The following is a 25,498-nucleotide window of genomic DNA, read 5'->3' on the forward strand; positions in this document are numbered from 1 at the left end:
AAAAAGCATAACTTTTGAGTTACGCTTTCTTTAATAAAATATTGAATTTTATATAATCATTTTCTTTTTTTACATTTAAACTTCCGTTATGTAATTCTATAATTCTTTTAGAGATATTAAGCCCTAATCCTGATCCTTCGTTTTCACTAGATCTAGCCTTATCTAATCTATAAAACTTATCGAATATTTTCTCTAAATCAGCTTCTTTTATACCTTCGCATTTGTTTTCAAAAGATATATTTATAAAGTCATTCATATCTTTAACTTTAACCTTAAAGGTTGTATTTGAGTCGCTATATTTTTCTGCGTTTTTAACTAAATTTTCTATAGCTCTTGTAAATAGTTTGCTATCAATTTCTAAGTATAATTCTTTATAAGGATTATCTAAAATCACTTCTATATTGCGCTCTGAAAAAGAAAGTATGCTCTCTCCTACTATCTGATTTATTATATTTGATATATTAAATCTCTCTTTATTTATAACTATATCGCTACTTGTTAGCTTAGTGTATTCAAAAAGTTCATTTACTAATTCTTTAAGCCTTAAGCTTTTATTATAGGCTGTTTTAGTGTATTTCTTTTTAGTTTCTTCATCTAAATTAGAACTATCAAGTAATTCTAAATATCCAACTAATGCTGTAAGAGGCGTTTTTAAATCGTGTGATATGTTAGTTATTAATTCGTTTTTTGTATTTTCTATCTCTTTTTCTTTATCTATCTTTTTTCTAAGTTCTATAGACATATCATTTATACTTTCGCAAAGCTCACCTAATTCATCTTTTCCTTTTACTTCAAGCGTCTTTCCAAAACCTTCATACTTAATTTCTTTAACCCCTTTTGTCATATATTTTATGTATTTAATTTTTCTATTAATAAGGATCATAAATGTTAGTAAAAACATCCCTACTATCCCTATCCACAGCATATAAAAAGCATTTATTGATATAAAATAGTTTGTCGTCATAATTTCATAAAACTTAGGATATAGCTTAAGAACTATTATTCCGATTAACATCACAAATTCTACAGCACAAAAAATCGAAACTGCAACTGCTAATATTATATAGATGCTTAGTTTGTTTAGGTTTATATTTCTAAGTTTTTTAGTGCAAAATATTATAACTGTCAAAATAAAGACTACTATAGCTAAAATCTTAAAAAACCTTTCTTCTCCTAAAATTGAAGGAACCTCTGAAGACCCGCTTCTTTCTTGCCTTAATACTAATAGTGCATATCCTTCTGATATTACTAATTGAGCTAAAAAGAATCCAACTATAACTCCTATAATTATGTTATATCTTAATTTAAGTTTAAGCTTCATATCTTATATCCTACTCCCCATACAGTCTTAATAAATTCAGGATTTTTAGGATCTTTTTCAAGCTTTTGTCTCAGCTTAGTAATGTGAACCATTATTGATGTATCACCTACAGCATATTTATTTTTCCAAATATTTTCGTATATTTCTTCAACGCTAAATACTCTATTTCTATTTTTACAAAATAACTCTAATATCTTATATTCTGTAGGAGTTAGGTTAACTTCCTTCCCCTTAACGGTAACTATATGCTTTTCTATATCTAAAAGTAAATCTCCAATATTTATTATTTTATTATCTAAATTATTAAATACTGTATATCTTCTAAGCTGCGCCTTTACTCTAACTATAAGTTCCATAGAACTAAAGGGTTTTGCTATATAATCGTCAGCCCCTAAAGTTAAACCCTTTACCATATCTATCTCGTCGTTTTTAGCTGTTAAGAAGATAACTGGCATCTTATGCTTTTTTCTTATTCTTATTAATGTTTCTATACCATCTATTTTAGGCATCATTATGTCTAATATAACTAAATCATATGCTTTTTCTTCTATTAAAGATAACGCCTCTTCTCCATCTGATGCCTTATCTACTATATAACCTTCTGCTTTTAGATATGCCTCTACTAGTTCTCTAATATCTTTATCATCATCAACAACTAATATATTTTTACTCATATTACTCTCCTTCACATTCTAAAACGTAAGCTGGCGGTAAATTAATAAATACTTTTTTAAAGTGAATTTTATTAAAGTATTCTTTTAAGTGCTTTAGCTTAAATAGAGAATATTGAAAAGTTATAAACTTTGAATCCTCTTTTAGTATTTCAGATGTCTTTTTTAATATTTTGTTTGATACTTCCTTAGGTAAAGATGCAAAGGGAAGCCCTGAAACTATACAATCTACCTTTTTTATAGAATATCTTTTTATTATATTATCAATATTTTCAGCACTATCATTTAAAATTATTACATTCTTTTTATGCCCATAAGTATTTTTAAGTATATTGTAAAATTCGGTATTTACTTCAATTAATATAACTAAAGTGTCTTCTTTTACTCTAGATAAAATTTTCTCTGTAAATACGCCAGTTCCAGGACCATATTCCACTATACAATTAACTTTTTCAAAATCTATACTATCAATCATCTTATTTGATAAGTTTTTTCCGCTAGGAGATATCGCTCCAACTGTTCTAGGATTTTTTATATATTCTAAGATAAACATTTAAACACTTCCTTTAATGATTTTTCTTAAGTTTAAAGGAAAATATTTAATTCTTACTCTATCAATGTTTTAAGATTTCTTAATATTTAGCAAAATAAAAATTCTATCATTTTAGGGAATCTTTTTCTCCAAGATACCTCTGAATGTCTTCCACCTTTATCTAGTAAATAATATAATTCTTTATCGAAACCTATTTCTTTTAATTTATCTCTTGTTCTCTCGTTGCAATCCATATATATTTTAGGGAAATCTTTGTTTTCTTTATCGCTTGTTTCGTCTGTTCCGACATCTAAATAGATTTTCATATTTTTATTTTTCCCTGTATCTTCTAAAAATTTCACAAACTTTTCCTCACAGAAATATATAGCTGAAGAAAAGGCTGCTATTTTTGAAAAGGTATCTTGATACTTTATTCCCCCACAGATAGATATAAGTCCACCCATAGAGCTTCCGCAAATACCAGTATTTTCTCTTCCTTTTAAAGTTTTATAATTAGAATCAATATAAGGCTTTAAAGTATTTACTAAAAACTCTAAATATTTAAAACCATCTCCCCCTAAATTACCTGTAGCTTTTGCGTGTGGTAAATACTCTCCGCCTATCTTGCTATTCCAAGGGGAATACTCTGCATACCTAAACTCTTCTCCGTTATCTATCCCGACAACGATTATTGAAACTTTATATTTTTTATATATCTCATCTAATGCATTTTTAACATCCCAAATTTCACCAAAGGTAGATGTTTCTTTATGAAATAAATTTTGAGCATCATGCATATATAAAACCGGATGCCTAGTATCAGACTCATCATAGTTAGGTGGTAGATAGATTCTTAAAGTTCTATATCTATCTAATTCTGGCATATAAAAATCATTTATCACTTCTACTTTTCCCTGTAATTTTCCCATAAAATCTCTCCTTTATATACAATATATAGTAATTATACCACCATCTAATTTTATATTAATATATTCATAGCACTTTTAACTTCTTTAACTGTTTCGTTTCCTATTTTGTTTGCCTTTTCACTTCCTGAAATTATTATTTCTTTAACCTCTGATTTATGGTTTTCATAATAATTACGTTTTTCTCTAAATGGCTCTAAAAGATTATTAATTTTATCTCCTAATATCTTTTTACAAGAAACACAGCCAATGCTCGCATTTTTACACATATCACAAATATTTTTATATTCACCTTCATTAAATACTTTGTGATACTTACTAACAGTGCAGATATCAGGATTTCCTTTATCAGAAACTTTAATCCTGTTTATATCAGTTTTAGCTGCCCTAACTTTTTTATTAACTTCCTCTATGCTGTCTGATAAGTATATTGCATTTCCTAAACTCTTACCCATTTTTGCATTTCCGTCTAAGCCCATAAGCCTTGAATTTTCACTTAATAATATCTCTGGCTCTTTTATTATAATTTCACCTTTTCCATAAAGGTCATTAAATCTTCTAGCTATCTTTCTTGATTGTTCTATATGGGGTATTTGATCGTCTCCTACCGGAACTAAATCTGCCTTACAAAAAGTTATATCTGCTGTTTGACTTACAGGGTATCCTAAAAATCCGTAGCTTAAATCATCATATCCGTACTGTTTTGCTTCTGTTTTTATAGTTGGATTGTGTCTTAGTGAATTCACTGACACAAGCATAGAATAAAATATAGTAAGTTCTGCTATAGAAGGTATCTTTGATTGTTGAAAAATAGTTACTTTGTTTGGATCAAGCCCTACTGATAAGTTATCTATAGCAACATCATATATACTACTATTTATAAGTTCTGGTCTTTCAAAATGTGTAGTTAAAGCTTGAATATCTGCAAGTAAAATGAAAGTATCATAATCATCTTGAAGCTTTACTCTATTTTGAAGACTCCCTACATAATGTCCTAAATGTAATTTTCCTGTTGTTCTATCACCTGTTAAAATTCTTTTCATAATAAACCTCTCCTCTTAATATATTTTCCTTATAAATAGCACCACCAATCAACTTCCATAAAACCATCTCCTTTATAAATAAAAAAACTTCCATCCCAAAAAGGGACAGAAGTAAAAATTTCTGTTTTGCCACCCGAAAATAAGCAATAATTAAAACGTACTAACATACGCCTCCATCATAACGGTTAGGATTTCCGTAAGCACCTACTTGCAAAAAAGCTTTAAGCACTTCCCTCTTAAGTCCATTCAATATATATTAAAATGCTATATTCACACCAAATAATAGCTCTCTGAAATTTTAAATAGATATATTTACTAATCTTAATCAACGGTTTATTTATATTAATTGCAATTATACTCTTCTAAAATTTATTAGTCAAACTTAACTAATAGGATTTATAGTGTGAGATATATTATAACTATCTCTCACCATTTTTATATACAATTTAAATTTTGGATTATCCTCTCCCATAACAAGACCTGTTGGTCCTCCGATAACATACTTAACTCCTTTGGCTGTAACATATCTCTTTCCAATCCCATCATATGTGCTTAAATCACTTATATCACTTTCTTTTTTTACACTAAATAAGTATCCTTCATTTTCATATTTTTGATTACACTTAACAAATACACTAAACCCATTAGGATTAGAAGTTATTCTATAGTTTCCTTCCCAGCTTCTAGGTAAAGTCATTTGTATCCCTAGTTCATTATTTTTATAAACTATATTACCAGTTTTATTACTAGTATTTTGATTATTTTTTGTTTCTTTTTTATTAGTGCTCTCTTTTGATGCTTGAGCCTTCTTTTGATCTTCTAATTTTTCTTTTTTGATCTTTTCTTCTTTTAGCTTTTCCTCTTTTAGTTTTTCTTCCTTTATTTTATCCTCTTTACTTTTTAAATCAATTTTTAAATTTTTCAACTTATCTTCTTGCTCTTTTGTTAGAATAGCTTTTATATTTTCTATCTCTTTATTTGCTTCACTTAATTTATTTTCTTTTATTAACTTCTCTAAGCCGTTTAATTTTTCATCTATAGCTTTTATTTCTTTTAACTTTTTATCTATTTCTTCTTTTAATTTATCCACATTTTCTTTTATATTATATTTTGAATATTCACTAGGAATCTTATTAATTTCTTCTTTAGCTTTAGTATAATCACCGCTCTTATATAACTCTTCTGAATCTTTGTAGTTTTTAACTATTTGTTCTAAGACCTTTGCTTCATTATTATCTGGTTTTTCTTTAATAATTTCTCCAAATGATTGTTCTGCTTTATCGTATTCTCCATTATTCAAATATGTAATTCCTGTTTCTAATTTTTCTTTTATATTGTTTCCGCAGCCTGCTGTGAATAGCACAATAGATAAAACTATAGCACTTGCAATTATTTTTCTAATCCTTTTATTTTTCATATTCTTCCCCCTAATCCTTCTATATGAATATATTTATTTTTGATTCATATTATTATTTTACCCTTTTTTCTTGCAACTTCCTTTCTTTTCCTAATTATTAAAAGATTATTCATTTATTTTAAATAAAAAAAGTAGCTAATTAAATTTAGCTACTTTTTAAAACTTTATATTATAATATTTTACTTACTAATTCTTTATAAATAAGATTTGCATTAGTGACGTCACTTTTGACAAATTTTAATTTGTATTTTCCACCTTTTGATATTATAACTATCTCATCAGATGTTGCAAATGCTTTATCATTTTTTACTAAACCTATTTCTGTGATATTTTTATAAGGAATTGTTATAACTGCTGTTGTAGGATCTTTAATGCTAACTTCCTTATCTACAAAAATTATTCTCTTATTAGTTACGCATAGAAAATCTATAACTAACGGATAAAGTGATTCTACAACTTCTCCGTCTAGTAAAAATTCCTCTACTGCTTCTCTATGTTTATTCCCTTGTGATTTAAGTAATTTTTCTTTTGCTCCAAATAGTCCCATTATATTTCTCCCTTTTATTAAATTTGATTTTATGGTTAAATTATACAATATATAGTATATATACACAATTAAAATAGCTGCTAGATTAATTTAAATCTAACAGCTACTTATTTTTATTCTTACTTACTCATTTGATTTTAAAGCATCTATCATGTTAACTTTTCTAAGTTTAATATGCATAAGAAGCATAACTACAACTGAGAAAAATATTGTTATTAAACTTGCAAAAATATAGCTAGTAAAAGCAATCTTAGGGTACATCATCATAGTATCTGTTTCTGATGTTATTATTATAAACTTATGAAGTAAGTTTCCAAGCACTCCCCCTGAAATTACTCCAAGTAAAGTTAGTATAATATTTTCCCTTAAGATATACATAGTTACTTCATCATCAAAAAATCCTAATACTTTTATAGTAGATAATTCTCTTATACGTTCTGATACGTTTATGTTATTTAAATTATATAAAACTACAAAAGCTAAGCTTCCTGCTGATAGTATTATAACTAACATAACTACATTCATATTTGCAGCTGATTCCTCTGTTGTTTTTTTCATATCGCTTACTTCTGTTACGTTGATTACATTTTTACAATCCATTAATTTTGATGAAATCTCATTTTCATCAATAGTTGAAGGATTAAAGTTTATAAAATCTGTATTGTAGGTAGGCTTTTCTTTAAATACCTTTTCGTAGTAAGTATCTGACATATAAACTGAGTGCATAATATAATTTTCAAATACTCCACTCACCTTTACTTTATAAGAATTTTCATCATCTTTAAATTCTATAGTATCACCTTTAGTTACTCCTAAAAGTTTAGCTAACTTTTCATTTATTATCACGCCATCATCTGGCAATCTATAATTTTCTTTTGAAACTATATCATTTAATACTACAAAATCACTTAATCTATCAGAATCCTTAGGAACATAAAGGTTTGCTACTTGCTTATTCATTCCTTCTTTAGTAAATGAAATAGTTCTGTTACTCATCTCTAAATTATTTTCATAACCTTTTAAGCTCTTTAAAGTTTTGTTATACGTATCTATTTCTTCTTTGGTTTGATCTTCACTAAAAATAACCATAGTTTCGTATTTCCAAAGTTTATCGAATTGATTTGTAACTATACCGTTATTTGAATCTTTAAGTCCAAAACCAGTAACTAAAAGTGCCATACACCCAGCTATACCAAATATAGTCATAAACATACGTTGCTTATATCTAAATAGATTTCTAAAAGTTACCTTTTGATTAAAACTTAATCTTTTCCATAAAGGAGTTATCCTCTCTAAGAATATCTTTTTTCCAAGCTTTGGTGCTTTAGGTCTCATTAAGTTACAAGGTTTATCTTTAAGTTCAACTCTTACAACAAACATAGCTGCACCTACGGTACAAAGAACTGATATAACTAAAGATTGTATTATATATAAAGGATAATAATATGTTTCTACTTTAGGTAATCCGTAAACACTAGTATAAGCGTTACTTATTATGCTTGGAATTATATTACTTCCTACAAGAAGTCCTAAAAAGCATCCTAGCACGCTTGCAAGCGAAGCATATACTATGAATTTTAAGGCTATACTTAAGTTTCCATACCCTAAAGCCTTCATAGTTCCAATTTCTATTCTCTTTTCTTCTACCATCCTAGTCATAGTTGTTAAACAAATTAATATTGCAACTATAAAGAAGAAAACTGGAAGTACCTTTGCTATACTATCTAAACTATTTATAGAATCTTTATACCCTGAATAACCTTGGTTGTCTGTTCTATCAAATACTATATATTTAATATTTTTAATATGGTCTAAAGCTGACTTTTCCTTTTCTTCTATATCCTTTTTAGAAGTAGCTATCTTTTCTTTATTTTCTTTTATAGCTTTTTCTCCTGAAATAAGCTTTCTTTCAGAATCTTCTAATTTGTTTTTAGCTTTTAAAAATTCGTCTTCCCCTTTAGTTTTTCCTTTTTCTAAAGAATTTTTTGCATCTTCTATCTCTTCTGATTTTAGCTCTATTTGATTTTGTGCAATATTTATTTTTTCTTTTCCAGAGTTTAATTTGTTTAATCCCTTTTCGTATTCACTCTTACCTAGTTTATACTCATTAACTGAAATTAAAGCTTTTTGAAGATTATCTTTATTTAAATCAACTTCTTTAATCTTTTCGTTTAAAGTAGACTCTATTAAATAAGCTAACTCTTTGTTTTTAGGATCTTTTTCTAGATTTTCAAAAGAAGAATTTAATTCTGTTAAACCTAAAGTATTCCCTATCTGTTTCCAATATAGTATCTTTTCTTTAGGTATTTCTTCTCCTTCTTTTAAGTTATCTACTGTGTTTTTAATGTCTTTTGAAAGTAAATTTAACCCGCTAGATAGCTTATCTAAGTTTTCTATATTACTTTGGATTTCTTTAGTATCAGAATCTGGGTCTATTCCTGATTTTAAAAATTCTTCCTTTGCTTTTTCTAAATTATCTTTTGCTAAATCTAAAGCTTTTTCACTTTCTATTATTTGTTTGCTTTTGTTTTGCAAATCAAGTTTTCCGTCTTGTAGCTTTCTTTCACCGTCTTTTAGCTTAGCTTCGTTTTTTTCTATATTTTCTTCAAACTCTTTTTTGTTTTTCTTATACTCTTCTTTACCTTTTTCTAATTTTTCTCTAGCTTCTTTTAAATCTTTTTCTTTTTCATTTAATAGCTTTTCATTTTTTTCTATTTCTTCGTATCCAGCTTTAAATTCTTTTTTTATATCAGATTTAACTTCTTCTTCTCTTAATGGAATCCTGCCTTTAAATAATTCTTCTAAGTATTTATTGTTTTCTTCAGTTAAATCCTTATATTCATCACTATAAGCATCAAGCCCTTGTACATTTTTAAATCTAAGATAAATTTCAGTATAAGGTTTTAATTTTATATCTTCACTATTTAACACTCCAAAGTAATCTATAGTTCCCTTACCAACATTAGTTACGCCTCTTGATTCTTTTTCTATGTACATAGGATTTTTTACTTTTCCTACAATCTTATACTTTTCTTTTTTAAAGTTTTTCATTGTATCTTTATCTGATTTTATTACAAACTCATCGCCTATTTTTAGACCTTTGTTAAGCTTAAATGCTTTTTCATCTAATGCAATTTCACCTTCATTTTCAGGAAGTCGCCCCTCTAAAACCTCAAATTTATTTATATTATTATTTTTATCATACTCCATAAACCTAACTACATTACTCATATTAGTAAGGTTTGCATCTATAGTATGACTTCCGTAATAATCTAATACTTTATCATCATTTTTAAGTAAATTTAAATCTTCATCACTTAAACCTAAAGTTGATATAACTTTACTATCCATAAGGTTTTTATCTTCATAATACTTATTAATAGTTTTATTCATATCAGGTCCTGCTGATTTTATACCAGAATAAAAGGCAACACCTAAAAATATGATAACCATAATAGAAAAGAATCTTGCTTTAGATGATAGAATTTCACGAACTATTGATTTTCTATCTGCTCTCATATCTTAACTCCTACCATTCAATATCTTCTACTGATATTGGATTTTTGTTTTCTGAAACTTCACGAACCTTTGCATCATTTATTTTTATAACTTTGTCTGCCATAGGTGCTATAGCTGAGTTATGAGTTATTATAACAACAGTAGAACCCATCTTTCTTGATGCATCTTGAAGAATTTTTAAAATCTGCTTTCCTGTTTTATAATCTAAAGCCCCAGTTGGCTCGTCGCAAAGTAAAAGTTTAGGATTTTTAGCTATAGCCCTAGCTATAGAAACTCTTTGCTGCTCCCCACCTGATAATTGAGATGGAAAGTTATCTTTTCTCTTATCTAACCCTACCATCTTTAAAGTTTTATCTACATCTAATGCATCATCTGTAATTTGAATTGCAAGTTCTACATTTTCCTTTGCAGTAAGGTTTTGAACTAAGTTATAAAACTGAAATACAAATCCTACATCATCTCTTCTATATTTAGTTAATTCCTTGTTATTAAAATTCGATATATCTGTTCCATCTATTATTATTTTTCCTGAATCTAAGCTATCCATTCCCCCTAAAATATTAAGAGTTGTAGATTTTCCTGCACCGCTTGGACCTAAAATAATAACAAATTCCCCTTTTTCTATTGAAAAGCTAACTCCGTTATTAGCTACAATTTCACTATCCCCTACTTTATATCTTTTGTGTATATCTTTCACATCTATATATGCCATAGTAGCCCTCCTCTATTTAATAATCCCCTAACTTATACTTTTAGTTATTAAATAGACACTTTGTATATTTAATACTATAATAAAAGTATAAATTATTAGTCTAACTTAGACAATAATCACATAATTTCTAACCGTTATTAAATATACACTTTTTCATAATATGTCTATTTAATAACATTTTATATTAAATTAACTAAATTAGAGGAGATTTTTAAATGGCTGGTATTAAAGGAAATCGTAGAACAATCTATACAAAGAAAGTAATAAAAGAAAGTTTAATTGAACTTCTTAAAACTAAAGAGATTCATCAAGTTACTGTTACAGATATATGTAAAAAAGCTGATATTAACCGCGGAACTTTTTATACTCATTATAAAGACGCTTTTGATTTACTTAGTTCTATGGAAGATGAATTATTTACTCAAATACTTATTTATATAAGTGAAATTCCAGCTAAAGAATATAATAGCTTGCTTTTACTTAGGGTATTAGAATTGATTAAAGAAAATAAGGATCTTTGCAGAGTTTTATTTTGTAATCAAAGAGATAATAGTATCTTAAATAGAATAAGTGAAATCGCAAATACTATAGATGTAAGTAAAGTTTTTAATAATAGTACTCTAGAAAATAAAACTTTAGCAAATTATTATATGAGATATTCTGTAGGCGGGTGTTTATCTATTATTGAAACTTGGCTTTTAAACGACTTACCTGAATCGCCAAAAGAACTTGTAGTTATAATAAATAAAATTAATAAGATAAATTTAAAATAAAACTTCTAAAATTTTAGAAGTTTTATTTTTTATACTCAATCCCATATTTTTTAGTTATACTGTCTCTAAACATTGGGATTTTAGGAGGCGATAAAGTAAGAAAAATATACCCTCCTACTATTAAAATCAATATTACACTAACTAAATTATGGTTTATTCCTTTAGAGTATCTGTATATATGAAGAGCTAAACTTTGCCCAAAGGCTATAGCTAAAAATAAGATTAAAATATCACAGACTATACTCTCTATCCCAAAGGCAGAGGTATAAAAATAATAAAGCATAGGTATTGAAATAATAGAAGTTAATAAGGATACTAAAAGACTAGTTAACCACTTGTCTTTGTTTATTTTGTGCTTCTTAAAAAAGACTAAATAATAAATTAAAAACCAAGCTATTATAGGAATTAAAACCATCTTTGTATGTTCCCAAATACTTTCATTTACTGCGGCAAATAAGCCTACTAAAAATTTATTTCCTGTAAATTCATATATAGAATGCCAAAGTGAACCTATTATAAAAAGTACAGGTATTCCTATAAGAATCCATCTTTCTTCTTTTAATAATCTTCTTTTCATAACTACTCCTTTAAATATAAACTTAATTATAGTTATTATATGTATTCTGTTATTTAAATATAAATTAAAGACATCATTAAACTAATTTAATGATGCCTCTATTACTTTTAACTAACTATTATATCCTCAGCTTCTATTGAATTTCCATAAGCTGGTTTTAAAGTTTTTTCATAAGCTTCTTTTATAAAGCCTGATTTTTTAAGTTTAGTTAAATCTTCATTTATCCAATTTAATAATTCAGTATTTCCTTTTCTAACTGCAGGTGCAATCATATCTTGCTCCCCTAAAGATTTAATTCCAACTTCATATCCTGGATTTTGTCTAGCCCAAGCTAAAACTAAAGTGTTATCGTGTGCTAAAGCATCGCCTCTTCCATCAAGTAATGCTTGGAAAGTTTCTGTGTTTTGCTCAAACTTTAAAAGTTCTATATCTTTATAATTTTTAGTTAAATAGCTCTCTGCTGTAGTCCCTTTATTAACAAGGACCTTTTTACCTTTTAAATCATCTATTGATTTTACTTTTCCATCTTTAGATACTACCCCAAGACCTACTTTCATATATGGATCTGCAAAATCTACTTTTTCTTTTCTTTCATCTGTAACTGTGAAATTCGCTAAAATAACATCCACCTTATTAGATTCTAAATATTCAACTCTATTTGCAGCTTCTACTAAAACAAACTCTGCTTTATTTTCATCACCTAATAAATCCTTAGATAACCTCTTTCCTATTTCAACGTCATAGCCTTGGTTTTCACCATTACTATCAACGTATCCAAAAGGCGGTTTGTCGCTAAACACCCCAATTCTTATCTTGCCTTTTTCTTTTATTTCTTCTATAGACCCTGATTCCTTTGAATTACCGCAACCTACAAAAGCTCCTGCCGCTACACCTACTATTAAAACTAGCCCTATTAATTTTTTAATTTTTTTCATATTTAATGCCCCCTTTTTATTTAATACTTTAAGATATTTAAAAAGCTTTTAGCTCTTTCACTCTTAGGATTTTCAAAAAACTCTTTTGGATTTGAAATCTCTTTAATTTCACCTTCATCCATAAAAACTATCTTATCTGCAACTTCTTTTGCAAAGTTCATCTCGTGAGTAACTATAACCATAGTCATACCACTTTTTGCAAGTTCTAATATAACATCTAAAACTTCCCTAACCATCTCAGGGTCAAGGGCTGCTGTAACTTCATCAAAAAGCATTATCTCTGGATTTAAACAAAGTGCTCTAACTATAGCTATCCTTTGTTTTTGCCCTCCTGATAATTGTCTTGGAAAGGCAAGTTCCTTATCAGAAAGATTAACTCTCTTTAAAAGTTTTAAAGCCTCTTTTAAAACTTCATCTTTATCTCTTTTTTGAGATTTTGTAGGACCTAAAAGTATATTATCTATAACATTTAGGTGCGGGAATAGTTCATAGCTTTGAAAAACCATCCCTATCTTTCCTCTTGCACTTCTCCAAGATAAATCTTTTCCTAGTTCTTTATCATCTAAAGATATTTTTCCACCTGAAAATTCTTCAAGGCCGTTTATACATCTTAATAAAGTACTCTTACCACAGCCTGAAGGCCCTAGCACTACTATAACTTCACCTTTTGAAACTTCTAAAGAAACATTTTTTAAAACTTCAGTATTATCATACTTTTTTACTAAATTATCAATCTTTAATAAACTCATTAATCCCCCTCCTTAATATGCCCATCTTTTTTCTAGTTTTTTTGATAACAATGATAGTGGATAACAAATCATAAAATATAAGAAAAATATAAATCCATACACCCAAAAGGTAGCCATAGGTGATTTAACTGCTGATACTTCTATTATTTGCTGTCCTACCTTCACTACTTCAACTACTCCTATCATAATCACAAGAGAGGTTGTCTTAATCATCCTAGTAGAAAGATTAATAGCAGATGGAGTTACTCTTTTTAAAGCTTGCGGAATTATTATATATCTATAGATTTGAGTTTTGTTTAGTCCTATTGCCATAGCTGATTCTTCTTGAATTTTAGGAATCGATTTAATTGCGCCCCGCATTAAATCTCCCATTTCAGCTATTCCCCAAAGTGAAAATACAACTATAGAAACAACAACTCCGTCTATATGGATATTAAATAATCTTGATATCCCAAAATATCCAACAAACAACCAAACTAAGATAGGTATTATCCTAATAGCCTCTAAATATATATTTGAAATAATTCTAATAACTTTAGACTTTGAATTCATAACTACTCCAAATACAGTTCCTAAGATTAATGCTATAACTACTGAAATAAAAGCAATTTCAGCTGTTACTAGTAATCCACCTAAAAGTCTTAGAAAGTTTTTTCCCTGAAATATTACATCATACCCCATATTCAGCATACCTTCCTCTCTTTTCAAGATATCTTATAAATATAGAAATCGGTAATAGTATTATTAGATAAGCTATAATTAGCATAACTAAAGCTTCGCTTGTTTTGTATTGCATACCTATAATGTCTTTAGTAACAAACATAAGCTCAGCTACTGCAATAGATCCAACTATAGAAGTTTCTTTTATTAAAAACAAACTATTAGCTCCAATAGCTGGTATTGCTATATAAAATGCTTGCGGAAGAATTATTAGTCTAAATATTTGAAACTTACTAAGCCCTATGCTAATACCAGATTCAATCTGCCCCTTTGGTACTGCCTCAAGGCCTGCCCTAATACTTTCAGACATATAACTTCCCCCTAAAAATGATAACCCTATAACTCCACACTCAAATCCTGAAAAACTAATTCCAAACTTAGTTAATCCGTAATACAAAAAGAATAATTGGATTAATAAAGGTGTGTTCCTTGAAAGTTCTATATATATTTTTGATATCTTACTTAAAACTGGGACTTTAAAATAAATTAAATTACTTGTTATTATTCCTATTATCAATGATAAAACTATTCCTAAAAAAGCGATCTCTAGAGTTATTTTCATAGCATCTAAAAATACAGAAATATTTTTTATCATAAAATCTATGTCTAATCCCATTTTTATCCCCCCTTTTTATTTACTTAAAGCAAATTTTGGATATAAAAAAAGCTTCGTCTCTTAATAAGAGACGAAGCTAAAACTCCGCGGTTCCACTCTAGGTTAGACAATATGTATTGTCTCTCTTTCAAGGCTATATAGGGCTCCCCTTATCTTCTACTACTATTTCAAAGATTAGCTCCAAAGTGCACTTCATATTTTTCTTCATCAAAGGTTCTCAGCTACTCCTTCTCTCTGTAAACTTCTAAAAAATATTACTCTCTTCTTCAACGCCATTATAACTATTCCGATAGGATTACTATGATTTATAGTATACAATATGGCAAATAATTGTCAATATTTTTTTACAACTATTTTTATTAACAATCTGTTAATAGGAGCTGTTTTAATATTCTATTTTACTTATTAATAGTTAAATCTATTGATAATTTTATTTATTATCTTCCTTAGCCTTACTTATAATTTCTTTATTTAATCTTTCAGCATACCTGTCCGTCCACTTTTTAGTACCAAGTAAAAGCTCATCTGAAAATCCAATAACATCATCCCCAGTTACCTCTAAAACCTTTTTACCTTCTAATGCACTATATTCAAATAAATCTAATAAGTCACCTTGTACTTTTAGCATTTCAGAACCGTCTCCTGAAGCAAATCTCCAAATATACTCCTGTATCTTATTAAAAACAAATTTATAATCCTCTGGTAATTTTTCTTTTCTTTCCATTTGATTTTTATATTCTTTTTTGTCATGGATCATTTTTTTAATAAATTTAATCAAAGTTACCCCTCCTTTATTTAAGTTTTTCTTTAATTTCTTTATTTATCTTTTCTTTTATAGTTTCTGAATTCTCGCTAAAAGCTTCCATAAATTCATCACAAAACTTACTAACATCATTTCCTACAACCTCTGTAACAGGCTTTTTATCAAATGCGCTAGTTTGAAATAACTCTATTAATTCATTAAACATATTTAAGTCTTTAAATATGCTCATATCACCGTTTGGCGCTCCTACTGTGTACATATATTTTTGAATTTTCTTAAAGGCGAATCTATATTCTTCTGGAAGTTCTTCGACTCTTTTCATCATTTGCTTGTATTCACGTTTTTCATCTAAATCTCCAACTACTAATTTTATAAATTTATCAAACATCTTAAATCCCTCCCTTTAATTGATTTAATTTTCCTGAAACAAACTCCCACTTTTCCCAAAAGTTTTTTAATTCTTCTTTTCCTGCATCATTTAAAGTGAAGAACTTTCTAGGAGGCCCCATCTCAGACGGTTTTTTAGTAGTTTCTACTAATTTATTTTTTTCAAGTCTAACTAAAATAGTATAGACAGTTCCATCTACGACATCTTTAAATCCAAGTGCATTTAGCCTCTTTGTAATCTCGTATCCATATATCTCTTCATGGCTTATTATTTCAAGGACACAACCTTCTAATATCCCTTTTAGCATCTCTGTTATATTTTCCAAATAAATCACCTCATCATTTTTTAAATTCACTACTTAGTATTACTTACTACTTATATATAGTATTACTAAGTAGTATGCCTGTCAATATAATATTTTATTTACCGAAAAAAAAGTGGCTTTAGCCACTCTGTATAATATCTATTTCTTTTTAAAGTTCTCCAGCTGGAATCCTTTTATTTTTATATTCTTCTATCAATTTATCTAGCCATTTGTCTTTATAATTTACTATTAAACTGTCATAAATCAGTCCAAAATCATCAGAAACATAATCTGAAAGCTCACTAAAAGTATTTTGTTTGATTATAATAAATGCTTTTTCTCTTATTTCATTTTGAATTTCTTTATTTAAATTGGTATAGTTTTCTTCATTTTTCAATGAATTAATTTTTTTACTAACTCTACACCATTTATCATCAAAGGGATTACTATCTCTACTATCAAGTAATTCGTCTATATACTCTTCATCAAATTCACTATAATCAATACTGCTAAGGCAGCTTATAAGTTCATCTATCAATTCCATAAATTCGTCCTCCATAAAATTTTTATTCTATTTATTAGTCCTAAAATTATACTCATAATATTAATTAATAAAAGAATGGATTAATTCTAAATTCTTAGCTATAAATGTATTTTCTGGATATTTAGAAAGTCGTTCCTTAGCATATTCATAAGGACTTAGTTTTGTTTTTTCAAGAGTAAGAGTCGTTACTACTCTTACAGGTTCCGTTTTAAAATCAGCACCCGCCTCAAGAAGAATTTTGATTGTTTCTCTTCTATCACCACGATTATCAAGCACTAAAGTATCGTGATAAAGTGACTTGTAAACACCCTTACAGCTTTTATACATCGAATCTAAATCAGCTCCCAGTTCTATTAGATAACTTATTGCTTTTGGTGCATTATAAATAATTGCAAAGCAAAGTGATTTGTTTAAATTCGCTAAGTCTATGCCATTTTTCAATAAAAACGCTATTGCATCACAGTTATTGGTTATAGCTGCATCTTCTAATAGGGGTGTGTTATCTACTGAAGTTGAATTAACTAAACATCCCTTCTCTACTAAAAATTCTGCGAAGTTTTTATCCCAAGCATATAGTATCAACTGACTTAGTGCATTTCTGTTTTGGCATCCCTTTTTATTAACATTTGCACCCTTTTCAATCAAATATTTCGCTATATCTAATTTTCTTTCTTCTATACAAGTAAGTAACGGACTATTTTTCATAAAATTCCCTTTTTCTATATCCGCACCAGCTGATAATAAAAGATCAATCGCTTCTATATTCCCATTTTTAGCAGCAGCATGCAATGGTGTACCTGTTTCTATAGTACTCTTTTTTAATTGAGCAGATGTTACACCTACTATTCTTTCTTTAATCAAATCCATATCATTTATATAGCATGCATAGAGCAAAGAGTTATCTTTTTCCATAATTAAACTCCTCTCTTAAACAAAACATCAAGATGTTTATCTATTTCCTCTTTACTCATTAAAGATATATATATTCAAACCTCATATTTATCATTGCCTCTCTATAAATATCACTATTTAAGTAGCCTCTTTTACCAATCTGATTTTTTATAGTTTGTATATTTGTCATAAAACCTCCTTCTAAATTTAGCAATCTAAGTACATATTATTTAAGCCTAGATATTAAATCTGAATATTTATTATTAATTAGGTTAAATATTTTTTCATAAGAAATTTTTAAATCTGATATATCTCCATCTGTTAGTAATTCTATTATTTCTATTGCTGTTATTTCTTTTAGATTGTCATTTTTTAAAACAGTTACTACAGGTAGTAACTCATCATCATAATTATATTCTAATATAAATGCATGTAATATCTCTTTTGAATCTAACTTTTCTATTTTTGAGCATATATCCTCTATGTCCTCATTATATAAAAGCTCTTCTAATATATTTTCTTCATCCTTATTTAAGGTTAACCTTATAGCTCCCTTTGTTTCTGATAATATATCCGCAATTTTTTTATTTTTACGAGCAAAAAACCAAGGAGAATCTTCTATATTTTCGCTTTGAATATTGACTCCATTTTTAATTAGTAACTCCACTACATCCATCCTTTTAAACTTTATAGCTTTTTTAAGTGCAGTATCCCCTAATTTATCTTTTAACTCTAAATTCGCACCAGCCTTTATTATAGACTCTATTGAATCTACTTGCTCTCTTTTAACTATTGCGTTTATAAGTAGAGTCCTTCCTCTACTATCTTTTTCATCTATATTTTTCCCCATAAATTTAATCTCCTATTATTTCAACCTCTATCATATATTCTGTTTAACTAATCAATATCTACAACCTTGAACTTGTTAAGAAACCTCGCATCACTTTTTACAAGTTTACTTTTCAAGTATAATAGAAAGCGATAATACATCCCCCATAATATTAACTTGCCCTTGAATATTAATACTTTTATCTGTTATTTCTAACGTACCTATAAAATCGGATAATACTTAAGGTCCATTGGCTTTTTATCAATATCTTTCATTTAAATCTACTTTACTCATAATATTCCTCCTAGTTTTTTTATTTGCACCTATTAATTTTTAGAAAAATATTCTTCAGGTAAACCTAATATTTTTCTAAGAATAATAGCATTATCACAAGTCATATCAATTCCTACTTTATGATCAGTTATAAAAGGCTCTGTTCCCCATGATTCTAAGCCGCTGCAAGCTATTCCAACATAATTTGTGATATAACTTTCAAAGCTAAGTCCTAAGACCCACCCGTGCTCTTTAGCATCATCGTGACTTAGATAAACAACATTTGGCTCCTCTTTATCGCTTAATAAATCAAAGGCTATTACATCACCATTACCAACACTCATAAGCCCTAGTTTGTTATGCCAAACCTTATCATAATCATCTTCTAGATTAGAGAAACATGTATTTATCCAATTTTCTCTATTATCCTCTGCATCTATAACGCCTTCTAAACTTAAATTTAATTCAAACAATCCAGTGCTAGCTAACTCCTTATTTTTTTCTAATTCTTTAAGTAATGTTTCATCAAGGTCTATAAAAAAATTTATATCCTTAGATACAGTTAAAAAGAACTCTTTTAAGCTTCTAGGCAGTTTTTTTCCAAGCTCTCGTTCTGTTTCTTCAATTTCTGCCTTTGTTGCTGGAACGTCTACATTAAATAAAACTCTGCTCTTTGAAGAACTAAGGGTTTCTTTAATTAGTTCTAATGATTTTATTAGTTTACTATAATTCATTTTATCCCCCTAAAATATAATATAAATTTATAAGTAATCAGAAATATTTATTTGATTTTCCTCTATATTATCTAAGTTATACCCTTTGTATTTTAAATCTGACCATTCCTTAGCTTTAGCTGTAAATCCATAGCTTTCAAGTGATTTAAATCCTTTGATATATTCGTATTGTTCATCAGTAATTTTTGCAAAATTTATTAATTCATCATTTATAAACTCAGAAACAAATCCATAATTAAAACTACCACTATCATCTCGCATAAATCCAAGAATAAATAAACTGTTTTTTTCAAAATCAAATTCAATATGGTCTAATACTATAGAATCATCCTCTGTAAAAAGATATTTTACTACTTCAAAACTTCTTGTATCATATATAGCTAAACGTGTTTTAAAGCTAGATATATTACGCTCTATATTGTAAAAATATTTACCATCTTTAGAAAAGCAAAACCCATCATCTTGTGAGTTACTTACCTTTGAAAAACGAAATTTACGGAGCAATTTTAATTCATCTAATGAATATATTGCAAACATACCATTAGTTGATTTAACGACGAATATATCTTTACTCGGACAAAACATAGCCTTATAACCGTATTTTATATCTTTAAACTTAGCTATCTCTAAGTCGTTTTGATAAATATATACCGTTTGCCCTGTACACCCAACCGTAATATTTGATTTTTTTGCAATCCCCCAAAACTTTTTCATTATATTAATTACCTCCTCCCATATCTCATTAAAAAGTCTTTAGCCAAATCTTTAGGTGTCATTTTAATAACAGATTGGTTTTCTAACTCTTCCGCCATATCATCATCTGTCATAGATACAAAGAAAGTTATATCTTCTTTTGATTGTCCATACTGCTTAAAAATTTCTGAATCAGTACCAATCACAGTTTTAGCAATGATTTCAACTATCTTATCTTTATAATCCGATACGTTTTCCGTAGAATTTAGAAGCTTATAAATATGGTTAAAGTGCGAGTTACCATATTTGAATTCGGATAAACACCACCTGTAATAAATTTTATCTTCCTGACTGTTACATAGCCCCTCATTTTCCATATCGGTTATATGTTTTTTAAGGGATTCCTCTGTATTAATTGCAAGAAAAAGAGTACTAAAATCGCTATCTGTTCCAAACGCACAAGCATATACCTTTTCATTACTTATTTTTTCAAGAAGATTTTTGATATCGTTATAAAATTCCTGTTTAAATTTCTCTTCAAATTCCTTTAAAAAATTTATCATTATATAATTCTCCCTTGTTATATCTATACCATCTTGATTGTTCTTATTCAGCCCCATACTGTAAGCTTCTCACTTTACATATTTACAAAAGCTTTGATTGTACTATTTAAATCTCGTCCATAAAAACTTCTACTTTAACAATCTGTTTATCTTTTAAGAATAAATAGCCTTCAGAATTTCTTATATAATCAAAGAAGTTTCCAGTAATTCTAAAATTTCCATAGTCTCCTCAGCACTTCATAATCTAAATTTAGAACTCTTCTTACTATGACTATATCATATATTATCTTTTCTATTTAAACTTCTAACACAAGTAGTTACTTTAGATTTTAATTTTTATATAAAAAGACAGCAAATTAATAAATTTGCTGCCTACTTTATTTATATCTATTTAATTTTAAAAACTATTAAGTAGGTTATTCCCAATCAATCTTCACTATCGTTCGATTTCTTGGATAACCCTTGCATGGAACGTACTATATTACTTATCTTCGTCGTTTCTCTCCTTGATAAGTAAAGTTACTGTTCTCAGCAGTAGGCTGCTTCCAATCGAATTTCGCTATCGCTCATTCTCTTGGGCATCCCTTGCATGGAACGTGCTAAATGCTTCTCTTCGTCACTAACGTTCCTTGATGTGTGGAGTTACTGTTCTCAGCAGTAAGTTGATTCCAATCGCCCTTCTCTGTCGTTCGGCCTCTTGGTCAACTCTTGCATGGAACGTACTATATTACTTCTCTTCGTCACTAACGTTCCTTGATAAGTAAAGTTACTGTTCTCAGCAGTAGGTTATTCCCAATCAATCTTCACTATCGTTCGATTTCTTGGATAACCCTTGCATGGAACGTGCTAAATGCTTCTCTTCGTCACTAACGTTCCTCGACAAGCAAAGCTACGTTCTCAATGTGGCTTGTTTGTGGGAACATGTCTACGGGTTGTATTTCTTTAGTTTTGTAGCCTTGTGTTTCTAGTATTTTTAGGTCTCTAGCTAGGGTGCTTGGGTCGCATGATACGTATACTACTTTCTTTGGCTTAACTTTTCCTATAGCTTCTAAAAGTTTTGCGTCGCAACCTTTTCTAGGTGGATCTACTACTATAACGTCAGCTTTTACTCCTGATTCTATAAGTTCTGGAATAACTTCTTCTGACTTTCCTACTAAGAATTCTGCGTTTTCTATTTTATTTATTTTTGCATTTTCTTTTGCGTTTATTATTGCAGGTTCTATTATTTCTACACCGTAAACTTTTTTAGCTTTTTGTGATAGGAATAGTGTTATAGTTCCTGTTCCGCAATATGCATCAAATACTACTTCATCTCCTGTTAAATCTGCGTATTCTAAAGTTTTTCCGTATAAAATTTCTGTTTGAATAGGGTTAACTTGGAAGAATGATAAAGGAGATATATTGAATTTAAACTCTCCTATATAGTCTTTTATAGTATCATTTCCATAAATAGTTTTGCAGTTATTACTTAAAATAACGTTAGTGTCTTTGTTATTAACATTTAATATAACACTTTCTAAACCGCTTAATTCTTCTTTTAATCTATTAACTAAATCATCTAAATGAGGTACGTCTTCTTTAGTCGCAACTAAGACTACCATAACCCCACCTGTTTTAAAGCCTTTTCTTATCATTATGTGTCTAACTAAACCTTTTTTATCGAACTTTCCATCAACAAAAGCAGGTCTTATATTAAACTCTTCGATCCATTCTTTAGTTATCTTTGAAACTGTATCTGCGTCTTCCTCTTGGATTAAGCATTTATCTATATCTATAATGTCGTGACTTCTCGGTGCATAGAATCCTACATTTACTTTTCCATTAACTAATCCTATAGGTAATTGAACTTTATTTCTATATCTATAAGGATTCTCTTCCATTCCTAAAGGATATTTAACTATACTGTCATCTAACCCGCCAATTTTTCTTACGCAATCTTTAACTCTTTCGAATTTAAAGTCTAATTGTGTTTTGTAATCCATATGTTGAAGTCTGCAACCACCACATCTTTTATAATATTTACAAGCTGCATCTACTCTTCCTTCTGACTTTTCTAAAACTTCAATTAATCTTCCATAGGCGTAATTTTTTAAAGCTTTAACTATTCTAATCTTAACTTTTTCGCCTTTTAAGGCACCTTCTACAAATATAGGGTAGTTATCAATTTTAGCTACTCCTTCGCCTTCATAACCTTCTGAAATAATATCTAATATGTATTCTTCATTCTTTGTAACCATAGAAATCCGTCCTTTTCTTCTTTTTATCTGCTTAATTATAGCATAGGTGATAGGAAAATAAAAAGGAACTTACCTTTAAAGATAAATTCCCAAAACAACTCTAAAATTTTTAAGTATTATTTTTTTAATTTAGTAGCTAAAAATATTGCCCCTCCAAGTCCTACTATAGCAAGTGTACTTACTCCTATTAACTTTCCTAAGTGGTCCTTATCACAATTTTTAACTAATGCTTTTACATCACACATACTAGCTACCTCCTATATATAAACGTTTACTCTATATTATGATTGTACACCTAATCTTGTACTCTTTTCTACAAAATAAAACAAATTTAAGGTTATTTTAAACTTGTTAAAATAAGTACAATTTCATAAATTTAAAAGCTGCTATATCAAATCTGATATAACAGCTTTTTTCTTATCATATTAGGGAATATTAATAAGTTTTTCTATATCCTAAGCAAAGTATCTTTCTAATAAACCTTTGAATGCTTTTCCGTGTCTAGCTTCATCTTTACACATTTCATGAACTGTGTCATGGATAGCATCTAAGTTTAATTGTTTTGCTAATGTAGCTAATTCTTTTTTACCTTGGCAAGCTCCGTATTCTGCATCTACTCTTTTTTGTAAGTTTAATTTAGTATCAGCATCAACTACTTCTCCTAAAAGTTCAGCGAATTTTGAAGCATGTTCAGCTTCTTCGAAAGCTATTCTTTTATAAGCTTCTGCAACTTCTGGGAATCCTTCTCTATCAGCTTGTCTTGACATTGCAAGGTACATTCCAACTTCTGTACATTCTCCCATAAAGTTAGCTTGTAATCCTTCAATGATTCTTGGATCTACGTCTTTAGCAACTCCGATTCTGTGTTCGTCAGCCCAAGCCATTTCTCCTACTTGTTCTTGGAATTTATCAGCACCTGCTCCACAGATTGGACATTTTTCTGGTGCTTGTTCTCCTTCATAAATATATCCACAAATTGTACAAACAAATTTTTTCATAATTACCGTCTCCTCTTAAATAAAATTTATATAAAATCTTTTTCACACACATTTATTATGTATTCAAGTTTTTGTTCTCTTCCTGAATACAATCTTATTATATAATAATTATTATTACTTGTAAAGTACTTTTTGTTAATTTATATTATTAAGTTTTTAAACTATTTGTTAACTACTTATGGATATTTGGACAAAAAAAGTGCACCCGTTAGGGTGCGGAATCAGTTGCCAAAAATTTCAAAACATATATATATTATACACATATATATTTATTACTATTCATTATACAACAAATTTATAAAAAATTTTGTTAAATCTAGCTACTTTAATAAAATTTTATTCTTTTTTATTTAGAAACCCTAATATTTTTTAGATATAAACAGAAAAAAGCTTAAGGTATTTATAATTTCACTAAGTAAATACCTTAAGCTTTTTCTCTCTCTAATTCTCTTAACCTTTTATATTGTTTTGTGTTTTTTTGATTTATGAGTACATTTTTATAATACACCTTTGTTAAATCGTTTTCAATATAAAATACTTATTGTTTATTTTTTGTTTACTTTATTTTTAGTACAACAAAATAATTTTTATATCTTTATTATTCTATCACACATTTTAGCAAGTTCTAAGTCGTGAGTAACTATAACTATAGTCTTGCCTTTAGAGTTCATATCTTTTAGATGTTTAAAAACCATATCTCTATTTAAAGTATCTAAAGATCCAGTAGGCTCATCAGCAAGTACTATCTTGCTATCTTTAATTAAGACTCTTGCTATAGAAACCCTTTGTTGCTCCCCCCCACTTAGCTGATATACTTTCTTATTTTCTAGACCTTTTAAGTTAACTTTTTCAAGTGCTTCTTCTATAAGTGCCTTTTTTTCACTCTTTGATTTTTTTAAGTATTTTGTGGCTATCTCTAGATTAAAGGAAACAGTTTTATTTTCAACTAGTGCAAAGTTTTGAAAAAGATAACTTATTTTATTTCTTAAGTTTAAGTTTGCTTTCTTTGAATTTACACTTATATTTTCTTCTCCATCTATTATAAGTTTTCCAGAATCAAAACTTTCTAATAAACCTATTATATTCATAATAGTAGTCTTCCCCTTACCGCTATTACCTATCAAAGCAACCATTTCTCCCTTATCTATTTCTAAAGATAAATCTTTTAAAACTACCTTTTCACCATACCTTTTGTTAACTTTCTCAAGTTTAATTATCCCCAT

General features: G+C 28.4%; 28 protein-coding genes and 1 other annotated feature. Of the genes, 1 reads left to right on the forward strand and 27 read right to left on the reverse strand.

Annotation, left to right across the window (positions count from 1 at the left end; translation table 11 throughout):
* Nucleotides 1-19 precede the first annotated feature (19 nt).
* The 9 genes from M4I33_RS03065 to M4I33_RS03105 all read right to left on the reverse strand — a co-directional run bounded on the left by M4I33_RS03065 (nucleotide 20) and on the right by M4I33_RS03105 (nucleotide 10,688).
* Entirely contained in the window at nucleotides 20-1,321 is a 1,302-nt protein-coding gene (locus M4I33_RS03065; protein ID WP_257915412.1) for a HAMP domain-containing sensor histidine kinase, read from the reverse strand.
* Nucleotides 1,318-1,995: a response regulator transcription factor gene (locus M4I33_RS03070; RefSeq protein WP_257915413.1), complete on the reverse strand. Its 678-nt coding sequence runs from the start codon at nucleotides 1,993-1,995 to the stop codon at nucleotides 1,318-1,320. The genes M4I33_RS03065 and M4I33_RS03070 overlap by 4 nt, the downstream gene beginning before the upstream one ends.
* A 1-nt stretch (nucleotide 1,996) precedes the next feature.
* Nucleotides 1,997-2,545, reverse strand: coding sequence for a class I SAM-dependent methyltransferase (locus tag M4I33_RS03075; RefSeq protein WP_257915414.1), 549 nt, complete (start codon nucleotides 2,543-2,545; stop codon nucleotides 1,997-1,999).
* Nucleotides 2,546-2,631: 86 nt separating this feature from the next.
* On the reverse strand, nucleotides 2,632-3,453 hold the full coding sequence (locus tag M4I33_RS03080; protein WP_257915415.1) for an alpha/beta hydrolase: 822 nt from the start codon (nucleotides 3,451-3,453) through the stop codon (nucleotides 2,632-2,634).
* 50 nt (nucleotides 3,454-3,503) lie between these two features.
* On the reverse strand, nucleotides 3,504-4,493 hold the full coding sequence (trpS, locus tag M4I33_RS03085) for a tryptophan--tRNA ligase (RefSeq protein ID WP_257915416.1): 990 nt from the start codon (nucleotides 4,491-4,493) through the stop codon (nucleotides 3,504-3,506).
* A gap of 382 nt (nucleotides 4,494-4,875) precedes the next feature.
* Nucleotides 4,876-5,910, reverse strand: a complete 1,035-nt coding sequence (locus tag M4I33_RS03090) for a septation ring formation regulator EzrA (RefSeq protein WP_257915417.1) — start codon at nucleotides 5,908-5,910, stop codon at nucleotides 4,876-4,878.
* A 169-nt stretch (nucleotides 5,911-6,079) separates the two neighbouring features.
* Complete coding sequence (locus M4I33_RS03095) at nucleotides 6,080-6,457, reverse strand: PH domain-containing protein (RefSeq protein ID WP_257915418.1); 378 nt, start codon at nucleotides 6,455-6,457, stop codon at nucleotides 6,080-6,082.
* Between the two features lie 123 nt (nucleotides 6,458-6,580).
* Nucleotides 6,581-9,976: an FtsX-like permease family protein gene (locus M4I33_RS03100; protein WP_257915419.1), complete on the reverse strand. Its 3,396-nt coding sequence runs from the start codon at nucleotides 9,974-9,976 to the stop codon at nucleotides 6,581-6,583.
* Between the two features lie 10 nt (nucleotides 9,977-9,986).
* On the reverse strand, nucleotides 9,987-10,688 hold the full coding sequence (locus M4I33_RS03105; RefSeq protein WP_257915420.1) for an ABC transporter ATP-binding protein: 702 nt from the start codon (nucleotides 10,686-10,688) through the stop codon (nucleotides 9,987-9,989).
* 215 nt (nucleotides 10,689-10,903) lie between these two features.
* Here M4I33_RS03105 and M4I33_RS03110 point away from each other — a divergent pair, with 215 nt between their 5' ends.
* Nucleotides 10,904-11,461: a TetR/AcrR family transcriptional regulator gene (locus M4I33_RS03110; RefSeq protein WP_257915421.1), complete on the forward strand. Its 558-nt coding sequence runs from the start codon at nucleotides 10,904-10,906 to the stop codon at nucleotides 11,459-11,461.
* 22 nt (nucleotides 11,462-11,483) lie between these two features.
* Here the strand turns inward: M4I33_RS03110 and M4I33_RS03115 are convergent, their stop codons facing one another.
* The 18 genes from M4I33_RS03115 to M4I33_RS03200 all read right to left on the reverse strand — a co-directional run bounded on the left by M4I33_RS03115 (nucleotide 11,484) and on the right by M4I33_RS03200 (nucleotide 25,498).
* Complete coding sequence (locus tag M4I33_RS03115) at nucleotides 11,484-12,038, reverse strand: DUF6512 family protein (RefSeq protein ID WP_257915422.1); 555 nt, start codon at nucleotides 12,036-12,038, stop codon at nucleotides 11,484-11,486.
* A 107-nt stretch (nucleotides 12,039-12,145) separates the two neighbouring features.
* Nucleotides 12,146-12,973, reverse strand: coding sequence for a cysteine ABC transporter substrate-binding protein (locus M4I33_RS03120; protein ID WP_257915423.1), 828 nt, complete (start codon nucleotides 12,971-12,973; stop codon nucleotides 12,146-12,148).
* Between the two features lie 20 nt (nucleotides 12,974-12,993).
* Nucleotides 12,994-13,722 carry an amino acid ABC transporter ATP-binding protein gene (locus M4I33_RS03125; protein ID WP_257915424.1) on the reverse strand — a complete coding sequence of 243 codons (729 nt, stop codon included), beginning with the start codon at nucleotides 13,720-13,722 and terminating at the stop codon, nucleotides 12,994-12,996.
* Nucleotides 13,723-13,734: 12 nt separating this feature from the next.
* On the reverse strand, nucleotides 13,735-14,412 hold the full coding sequence (locus M4I33_RS03130; protein ID WP_257915425.1) for an amino acid ABC transporter permease: 678 nt from the start codon (nucleotides 14,410-14,412) through the stop codon (nucleotides 13,735-13,737).
* Nucleotides 14,393-15,058: an amino acid ABC transporter permease gene (locus M4I33_RS03135; RefSeq protein WP_257915426.1), complete on the reverse strand. Its 666-nt coding sequence runs from the start codon at nucleotides 15,056-15,058 to the stop codon at nucleotides 14,393-14,395. The genes M4I33_RS03130 and M4I33_RS03135 overlap by 20 nt, the downstream gene beginning before the upstream one ends.
* Nucleotides 15,059-15,121: 63 nt before the next feature.
* Nucleotides 15,122-15,337 (reverse strand) — a binding site (T-box leader).
* 151 nt (nucleotides 15,338-15,488) lie between these two features.
* Complete coding sequence (locus tag M4I33_RS03140) at nucleotides 15,489-15,836, reverse strand: DUF1048 domain-containing protein (RefSeq protein WP_257915427.1); 348 nt, start codon at nucleotides 15,834-15,836, stop codon at nucleotides 15,489-15,491.
* Between the two features lie 13 nt (nucleotides 15,837-15,849).
* Nucleotides 15,850-16,209 carry a DUF1048 domain-containing protein gene (locus M4I33_RS03145; RefSeq protein ID WP_257915428.1) on the reverse strand — a complete coding sequence of 120 codons (360 nt, stop codon included), beginning with the start codon at nucleotides 16,207-16,209 and terminating at the stop codon, nucleotides 15,850-15,852.
* A gap of 1 nt (nucleotide 16,210) precedes the next feature.
* Nucleotides 16,211-16,534, reverse strand: coding sequence for a PadR family transcriptional regulator (locus tag M4I33_RS03150; RefSeq protein ID WP_257915429.1), 324 nt, complete (start codon nucleotides 16,532-16,534; stop codon nucleotides 16,211-16,213).
* A 148-nt stretch (nucleotides 16,535-16,682) separates the two neighbouring features.
* Nucleotides 16,683-17,057, reverse strand: coding sequence for a hypothetical protein (locus M4I33_RS03155; RefSeq protein ID WP_257915430.1), 375 nt, complete (start codon nucleotides 17,055-17,057; stop codon nucleotides 16,683-16,685).
* 60 nt (nucleotides 17,058-17,117) lie between these two features.
* A complete protein-coding gene (locus M4I33_RS03160; RefSeq protein WP_257915431.1) occupies nucleotides 17,118-17,969 on the reverse strand; it encodes an ankyrin repeat domain-containing protein in 852 nt (283 codons plus the stop codon).
* Nucleotides 17,970-18,174: 205 nt separating this feature from the next.
* Entirely contained in the window at nucleotides 18,175-18,798 is a 624-nt protein-coding gene (locus M4I33_RS03165) for an ankyrin repeat domain-containing protein (protein ID WP_257915432.1), read from the reverse strand.
* Nucleotides 18,799-19,103: 305 nt separating this feature from the next.
* The gene (locus M4I33_RS03170) at nucleotides 19,104-19,784 is read right to left on the reverse strand and encodes an SMI1/KNR4 family protein (RefSeq protein ID WP_257915433.1); all 681 of its coding nucleotides are present in this window, start codon (nucleotides 19,782-19,784) and stop codon (nucleotides 19,104-19,106) included.
* A gap of 27 nt (nucleotides 19,785-19,811) precedes the next feature.
* On the reverse strand, nucleotides 19,812-20,498 hold the full coding sequence (locus M4I33_RS03175) for a hypothetical protein (RefSeq protein WP_257915434.1): 687 nt from the start codon (nucleotides 20,496-20,498) through the stop codon (nucleotides 19,812-19,814).
* Between the two features lie 8 nt (nucleotides 20,499-20,506).
* Complete coding sequence (locus M4I33_RS03180) at nucleotides 20,507-21,097, reverse strand: DUF4303 domain-containing protein (RefSeq protein WP_257915435.1); 591 nt, start codon at nucleotides 21,095-21,097, stop codon at nucleotides 20,507-20,509.
* An 809-nt stretch (nucleotides 21,098-21,906) separates the two neighbouring features.
* Nucleotides 21,907-23,277 (reverse strand): 23S rRNA (uracil(1939)-C(5))-methyltransferase RlmD, encoded by a 1,371-nt coding sequence (gene rlmD / locus M4I33_RS03185; protein ID WP_257915436.1) that lies wholly within the window; start codon nucleotides 23,275-23,277, stop codon nucleotides 21,907-21,909.
* Nucleotides 23,278-23,393: 116 nt separating this feature from the next.
* Nucleotides 23,394-23,522 carry a hypothetical protein gene (locus tag M4I33_RS03190; protein WP_257915437.1) on the reverse strand — a complete coding sequence of 43 codons (129 nt, stop codon included), beginning with the start codon at nucleotides 23,520-23,522 and terminating at the stop codon, nucleotides 23,394-23,396.
* Nucleotides 23,523-23,732: 210 nt separating this feature from the next.
* Nucleotides 23,733-24,275 (reverse strand): NADH peroxidase, encoded by a 543-nt coding sequence (locus M4I33_RS03195; protein WP_257915438.1) that lies wholly within the window; start codon nucleotides 24,273-24,275, stop codon nucleotides 23,733-23,735.
* Nucleotides 24,276-24,862: 587 nt separating this feature from the next.
* The gene (locus M4I33_RS03200; protein WP_257915439.1) at nucleotides 24,863-25,498 is read right to left on the reverse strand and encodes an ABC transporter ATP-binding protein; all 636 of its coding nucleotides are present in this window, start codon (nucleotides 25,496-25,498) and stop codon (nucleotides 24,863-24,865) included.

This window comes from Clostridium sp. LY3-2 (assembly GCF_024705715.1).
GTDB lineage: Bacteria > Bacillota > Clostridia > Clostridiales > Clostridiaceae > Clostridium.